Raw genomic sequence first — 5,978 nt, 5'->3', positions numbered from 1 at the left:
ACGCGAAAGCTTGATTTCGCGCGCGCCACCGGCGAACGTGGCATCGCGCTTGCTCTTGCAGTCAACGGGCTCGCTCGCAAAGATGTCGAGATCGTCGATATCGACAATCCCGACAATCCGAGCTTTACCCCGGTGCAGACGCCGGCGGAGCTTTGGGCGCATGCGCGCAAAAGCCGGGGCTGGGCGCGGGCGGAGATTCGTGCGCTGGAGGAGGGCCGCGTAGACGCCATCTATATCAATGACGGCCGCTCACCCTCTCTCGTTGAGACCGGCCGCTTCAAGGTGATCGAGGACCTCGCCCTCTATCCGGACTGGACCTTGCAGGTTGCGAATGGGCCGATCACCATGGCGGTCAACACCGACTTCGCCAAACGTCATCCGGAAGTCGTCGTCGGTTTCCTCCGCGCCTCGATCCGCGCAGGCCGCTGGATTAACGCCAATCCCGATGCCGCGATACCCATCCTCCTGCGTGTTACGTCGTACACATGTGCGCGACAGATCAGGCGGCAGATCGAGATCGGAGATTTCGACTTCGTTCCAAATTTGTCTCCGCGAAACTTGGAAGCCACCAAAATCCAGAAAGATTTTCTGCTCGCGCACGGTTATCAAAAGAACGACTTTGATGTCGACCAGTGGGCGGATCACCAGTATCTCGAACAAGCGTTGTGCTCATTGTCTTGACGGAAAGCTATGGGTATCGTGTCCGTCGGCACCGACTCGACAAACGAAGCCGCGAAATTGAGCAGCAGAATCCGGCTTATTTCAATGTCGCAAAGCATTGACAAGATCGTCTCACGAGTGATCTGCGATTAGCTTTCTGATGTGAAATATCTCTCAAAGCTGCTTAGCGTATTAAGACGCATGGCCACTGCGCCGAGCGTAGCGTTCGATAAGTACGAATATCACAATCGCCAGAATAGCGAGTGTAGCCAGAACCGCCGGCGCGGTGACGCCAAAAAGCTGTGGCAACTGAACCTTACCCATGGCGCCGACTGGCAAAATGTAAGTTTTTATCCAATCGAAGCTCAGTGCATAAAGAATCCCGCCGGCCAGCATACCAGCCGCTCCTACCAGCGCGTGAATGCTGCCGGCGCCTATGGCCGCAAGTGCGGTACCTGGACAATAGCCGTAGAGTACCATACCGACGCCGAAGATCGCGGCGCCAAGCGAGATTGCCAGAAGGTCGGCAGGCTTGATGTGGAACTGCGCGTAGCCAAGCTGCACCAGCGCAAATATGCCGATGCCGCCGACAACAATAGCAGTCATCATGATTTTCAGGACCGTGAAGTCTTCAAACAGAAATTGACGCACGATCGTGTTGTAGTCGGCGACGCGGCCACGGTGCAGCAGGAATCCGAAGACAGCTCCAAACACGACGGCAAGGATGAGAAGGGGGGTGCCTGTAACAGGAAACATGGATCGCTCCGGTCAGTTGGATCGCGGATGGAATAGGAAAAATGCAGTGAACATACCGCTCGGGAACATCACCGCTAGAAACACCCAACCGCTGAGTGCGAGCTGAAGGCCACCGGAGATTCCGTTGCCACTGGTGCAGCCGTTTGCAAGGCGTGCACCGTACATGGCGATGAGGCCGCCTACGAAGGCCGCGAGATAACGCTTGGTGACGGAAGGCCCGAACCGTTCGGCCCACACTATCGGCACTGTTTCAATTTTCCATCTGCCGGCAAGGAGCGCGGAAAGTAATCCGCCAAGCATTGTCCCGATAAGAAAGAGAGTGCCATAATCGAGTTGGAAAACATTCTTCGCCCAGTAGGAGTTCTTCGTAACTGTTTCAGGGCCGAGAATGGGCGTTGCGACACCACCCGAGACCTGCGACAAGGCAGTCGTGATGCCGATCGGGTTATTAACAACGACAAAGACGATCCAGCTCAGCGCTCCGATCCCTGCGCCAACAAGATAAGGGCTCCAATTGATTCGATTTCCTCGTGTGGCAGAGAGTGTTTCGGCAATCGAGGTCATGGGTATGTCTCCGGAGGGAGTGGAGGGCTCGCCAGCGCGAGCGGTTATTCTCACCCGTTATGGCAATCCCCTTGCCTTTCGGGCTCGCTCTGTTAATTAGTAATTTCGAAAGTACTAAAATGTCAAGAGTTCCTGCTAGAAAGTTAGCGCATACCAGTCTTGCCAATATGCAGCCGCGTGCGGAGGAAGTGGCTGCGATGCTTTCGGCTATGGCCAATCCCAAGCGGCTGCTGGTGTTGTGCAGTTTGGTGGAGCAGGAGCGTTCGGTCGGCGAATTGGCCGCTTTGGTCAGCCTAAGCGATGCGGCGTTGTCGCAACATCTATCCAAGATGCGTGCGCTTGGTCTCGTTCGTTCGAGACGTGACGGACAGACTATTTATTATACTCTCGCGAGTGACGACGTGAGGGCCATCCTCGAAACATTGTATCAGCGCTTTTGTGCAGTCTGAGCAGGGCAGGCTAGTCGTGCTTTTTGATGCGCTCCGCGGAATCGCGTTTGCGGATCAGGGCCGTGTCCAGCCAGTCGGTACGCATTTCCGGCACCGACGAAAGCAGCAGCTCGGTGTAGGGATGATAAGGCGGATTGAAGGCTTTTTCGATTGGGCCTTCGGCCACAATGTCGCCGTTCAACATGACAATCACATTGTCTGCAATACGACGGACTAGGCCGAGATCGTGGGAAATGAACAGATAGCTGACGCCGGTTTCCTTTTGAAGCTTGGCCAGCAGTTTGAGAATTTCCTCGCCCACGAGTGCGTCGAGAGCGGAGGTGATTTCGTCGCAAACGATCACATCCGGCTCGGCCGCAAGAGCGCGTCCAATGCAGACGCGCTGTTTCTGTCCGCCGGACAGCTGAGTCGACTTGCGTTTGGCGTATTCGGGCGGCAGATCGAGCAACGTCAGAAGCTCTGCCACGCGTTCTTTGATTTTCTTACGCGGCATCTTGAAGAAACGCTGTAGCGGCGCGCCGATAATTTCTTCAACCGTCTGATGCGGGTTAAGCGCCACATCAGGCATCTGGTTGATGAGCTGGATGCCGCGGCGCTGATCGAGACTACGCTGTCTGAAGCCCGGCTCCAGAACTTTGCCACGATAGAGAATCTTGCCAGCCGAAGGCGGGCGCAAGCCGACAATCGCACGACCAAGCGTGGTCTTGCCGCTGCCAGATTCTCCAACCACCGCGATTGTCTCGCCTTTGTGGAGTTTCAGGGAAGCCTTCTTGACGGCCAGCGCGTCGCCATAGCCGACATCGAGGCCGGAAACGTCGAGCACCGGAGCATTGCCCGCCTCGCCGAGATTTTGGCCTCCGCCCAACTGCGTCGATGAGCGAACGGCGACCAGACGACGGGTATAATCTTCGCGCGGCGAATGGAGAATTTGATCTGCCGTGCCTGTCTCCACCATCTTGCCATGCCGCAATACCATGACGTCGTCGGCAATTTGCGCGACCACCGCTAGATCGTGCGAAATATACAGTCCGGCTGCGCCGTGTTCCTTGATGACCTTTCGCATCGAGGCCAGAACCTCGATCTGGGTCGTGACGTCAAGCGCTGTGGTCGGTTCATCGAAGACAAGCAGATCTGGCCGACACGACATGGCCATGGCGACCATCGCCCGCTGCAATTGTCCTCCCGAGGCCTGATGCGGATAGCGTTTGCCGAAAGTCTCCGGCGATGGCAGGTCCAGCGACCGGAACAGTTCGACCGCCCATTCGGCGGCTTCTTTGCGCGTCATGATGCCGAAGAACACCGGCATTTCGCAAAACTGCCACAAGATTGTCTTCGAGGGATTGAACGAAGCGGCGGCGCTTTGGGCCACATAGGCCGCACGGCGGCCTCTCAGCTTTCGCACCGCCGGGAAACCACGGACGCCGGCAAAAAAGATATCGCCACCGACAATCGAGCATCCCGCCCTGGAATAAGCTAAGGATGCGAGCCCGATCGTGGTTTTTCCCGCGCCCGATTCACCGATCATTCCGAGCACTTGGCCCTTCTGAAGGCGCAAGCTCACATTGTCGACCAAAACGTTTTGGCCAGCGACGACGCGCAGATTCTCGATACGCAGGATCTCGTTATCCATGGACTGGTGCCGTTTCTGTATCGGCACGGTGGCGACCCAAGGAAATATACCAGTCGACCACCAGGTTCACGCCGATCGCGAGGATGGCAACGGCTGCAGCCGGATAGATCGGTGCCATTCCGCCGAAATTGATCGCAAGTGCGTTGTCCTTCACTAAGCTGCCCCAATCCGCCATCGGAGGCTGAATTCCAAGGCCCAGGAAGCTCAACGACGAAACGAAAAGCAGCGTGTAGCAGAACCGAATACCGAACTCGGCAACAAGCGGAGGCAGCGTATTAGGTAGAACTTCTCGGAAGATGATCTTCCACAACGGATCTCCGCGCAGCTTGGCCACCTCGACATAATCCAGAAGCACCACTTCCAACGCGACCGAGCGGGCAATACGGAAAATGCGTGTCGATTCCACGCCGGCAATCGTAAGGATCAGAACTGGAATCGACGTTCCGAGGGCCGAAAGAATAATCAACGCCAGGATCAAGGTCGGGATCGACATGCAGATGTCAACAAAGCGCGACAGAATAAGATCGACCCAGCGGCCCGCAATCGCTGCAGAAAATCCACCCGTGACGCCGATGAAAAATGCGAGCATGCAGATGACAAAGGCGAGCGACACGCTCATGCGCCCGCCATACATCATGCGCGAAAACATATCGCGCCCGAGGTTGTCCAGCCCAAGCAAGGCGTGCCGGCTGGGAGGGGCCCAAACGTCTCCGACAAAAGCCGCCTGATCATATGGCGCGATAAGCGGTGCAAATAGAACAATGGCGATGTTTGCGAGAACAATAACCATTCCTACGAATGCAGGTCCTGTGACCCTATAACCGAAGATTTTCATCGAAGCCTCAAACGCGGGCTGACCACAATGGCAAGGACGTCGGCAAGCAAGTTCAGCCCGATATAGGTTCCTGCGAAAATCAAGCCGCAGGCCTGGACGATGGGGAGATCACGTTGCGCGACCGCATCAACCATCAACTGCCCGACGCCGGGATAAACGAACACCACTTCAATCACCACGACGCCGACAATGAGCCAGGCCATCGCAAGCATCGTAACCGTAATGATCGGAGCTAACGCGTTCGGAAGCGCATGAAAAATCACGACGCGCCAACGCGGCATTCCTTTGAGGAAAGCCATCTCGATATACGGTTGCGACATCACGCCCATGATGGCGGCACGCGTCATTCGGAGTGGATGCGTGACCGTCGCCACTGCAAGCGCAATCATTGGCAACAGCGTGACATAGAAATGCTGCGAGAAGGACATGTCGGGTGAAACCGCAGACAGGCTCGGAAGCCAGCCTAGGTTCACCGCGATCACCAGGATCAGGCAGTAACAAACGAAGAACTCCGGGAGCGAACCCAAGCCCATGCAAAGGGAATTCACCATGCGGTCAAACGGCTGGTCCTGCTGAATGGCGGCCAGCGTGCCGATGATGAGCGCAAATGGAAGCGCAAAGAGGGCCGCGAAGCCTGCGAGGAACAGTGTATTCGGCAATCGTTCGGAGAGCTGTGCCAGGACCGACCGGCCGCTGACGAGAGAATTGCCGAAATCACCAGTGAAGAAATGTCCCAGCCAACGGAAATAGCGCACGATTGCGGGATCGTAGAGATGCAATTTTCTTCGAAGCGCATCGAGCGCTTCGGGCGTCGCATCCTGTCCGAGGATCGCTGAGGCCACATCTCCCGGCAGCAGCTCGGTTCCTACAAAAGTCAGTATGGAAACGCCGAGCAGCATGAACAGACTGAGCGCCAACCTGTTGAGAATGAACCGCGTCACCTTCAAAAACCCTTCAACAACCTCGCTCTTCCTACGCCGAGCCGCGGTTCGTCGCTCATCCCCGAGCGACCCAATGCCTAAGTGGAATCGCCTGTCTTCTATTTAATTTGGATTCGTCAGCTGCTGGCGGTGACTCTGTTCTC

General features: G+C 56.4%; 7 protein-coding genes. 2 read left to right on the top strand and 5 right to left on the bottom strand.

Annotation, left to right across the window (positions count from 1 at the left end):
• A partial coding sequence (locus AB7F49_RS37495) for an ABC transporter substrate-binding protein (protein WP_428532497.1) occupies positions 1 to 681 on the top strand: 681 nt, incomplete at its 5' end.
• Between the two features lie 171 nt (positions 682 to 852).
• Here the strand turns inward: AB7F49_RS37495 and AB7F49_RS37490 are convergent.
• Together AB7F49_RS37490 and AB7F49_RS37485 are read right to left on the bottom strand one after the other, a co-directional pair.
• Positions 853 to 1,416 (bottom strand): YeeE/YedE thiosulfate transporter family protein, encoded by a 564-nt coding sequence (locus tag AB7F49_RS37490; protein ID WP_428532494.1) that lies wholly within the window; start codon positions 1,414 to 1,416, stop codon positions 853 to 855.
• Positions 1,417 to 1,428: 12 nt separating this feature from the next.
• Positions 1,429 to 1,980 carry a YeeE/YedE thiosulfate transporter family protein gene (locus AB7F49_RS37485; protein ID WP_428532491.1) on the bottom strand — a complete coding sequence of 184 codons (552 nt, stop codon included), beginning with the start codon at positions 1,978 to 1,980 and terminating at the stop codon, positions 1,429 to 1,431.
• 197 nt (positions 1,981 to 2,177) lie between these two features.
• Here AB7F49_RS37485 and AB7F49_RS37480 point away from each other — a divergent pair, with 197 nt between their 5' ends.
• Positions 2,178 to 2,429, top strand: a complete 252-nt coding sequence (locus AB7F49_RS37480; RefSeq protein WP_428532503.1) for an ArsR/SmtB family transcription factor — start codon at positions 2,178 to 2,180, stop codon at positions 2,427 to 2,429.
• Between the two features lie 10 nt (positions 2,430 to 2,439).
• Here the strand turns inward: AB7F49_RS37480 and AB7F49_RS37475 are convergent, their stop codons facing one another.
• From AB7F49_RS37475 to AB7F49_RS37465, 3 genes are all read right to left on the bottom strand, one after another.
• The gene (locus tag AB7F49_RS37475) at positions 2,440 to 3,954 is read right to left on the bottom strand and encodes an ABC transporter ATP-binding protein (RefSeq protein ID WP_428532500.1); all 1,515 of its coding nucleotides are present in this window, start codon (positions 3,952 to 3,954) and stop codon (positions 2,440 to 2,442) included.
• Between the two features lie 97 nt (positions 3,955 to 4,051).
• On the bottom strand, positions 4,052 to 4,894 hold the full coding sequence (locus AB7F49_RS37470; protein ID WP_428532488.1) for an ABC transporter permease: 843 nt from the start codon (positions 4,892 to 4,894) through the stop codon (positions 4,052 to 4,054).
• The gene (locus AB7F49_RS37465) at positions 4,891 to 5,835 is read right to left on the bottom strand and encodes an ABC transporter permease (protein ID WP_428532485.1); all 945 of its coding nucleotides are present in this window, start codon (positions 5,833 to 5,835) and stop codon (positions 4,891 to 4,893) included. The genes AB7F49_RS37470 and AB7F49_RS37465 overlap by 4 nt, the downstream gene beginning before the upstream one ends.
• Positions 5,836 to 5,978: the final 143 nt, after the last annotated feature.

This window comes from Pseudorhodoplanes sp., assembly GCF_050250235.1.
In the GTDB taxonomy this organism is placed as follows: Bacteria; Pseudomonadota; Alphaproteobacteria; order Rhizobiales; family Xanthobacteraceae; genus Pseudorhodoplanes.
The sequence above is the reverse complement of the archived record's forward strand: the minus strand, read 5'-3'. Positions and strand labels throughout refer to the sequence as shown.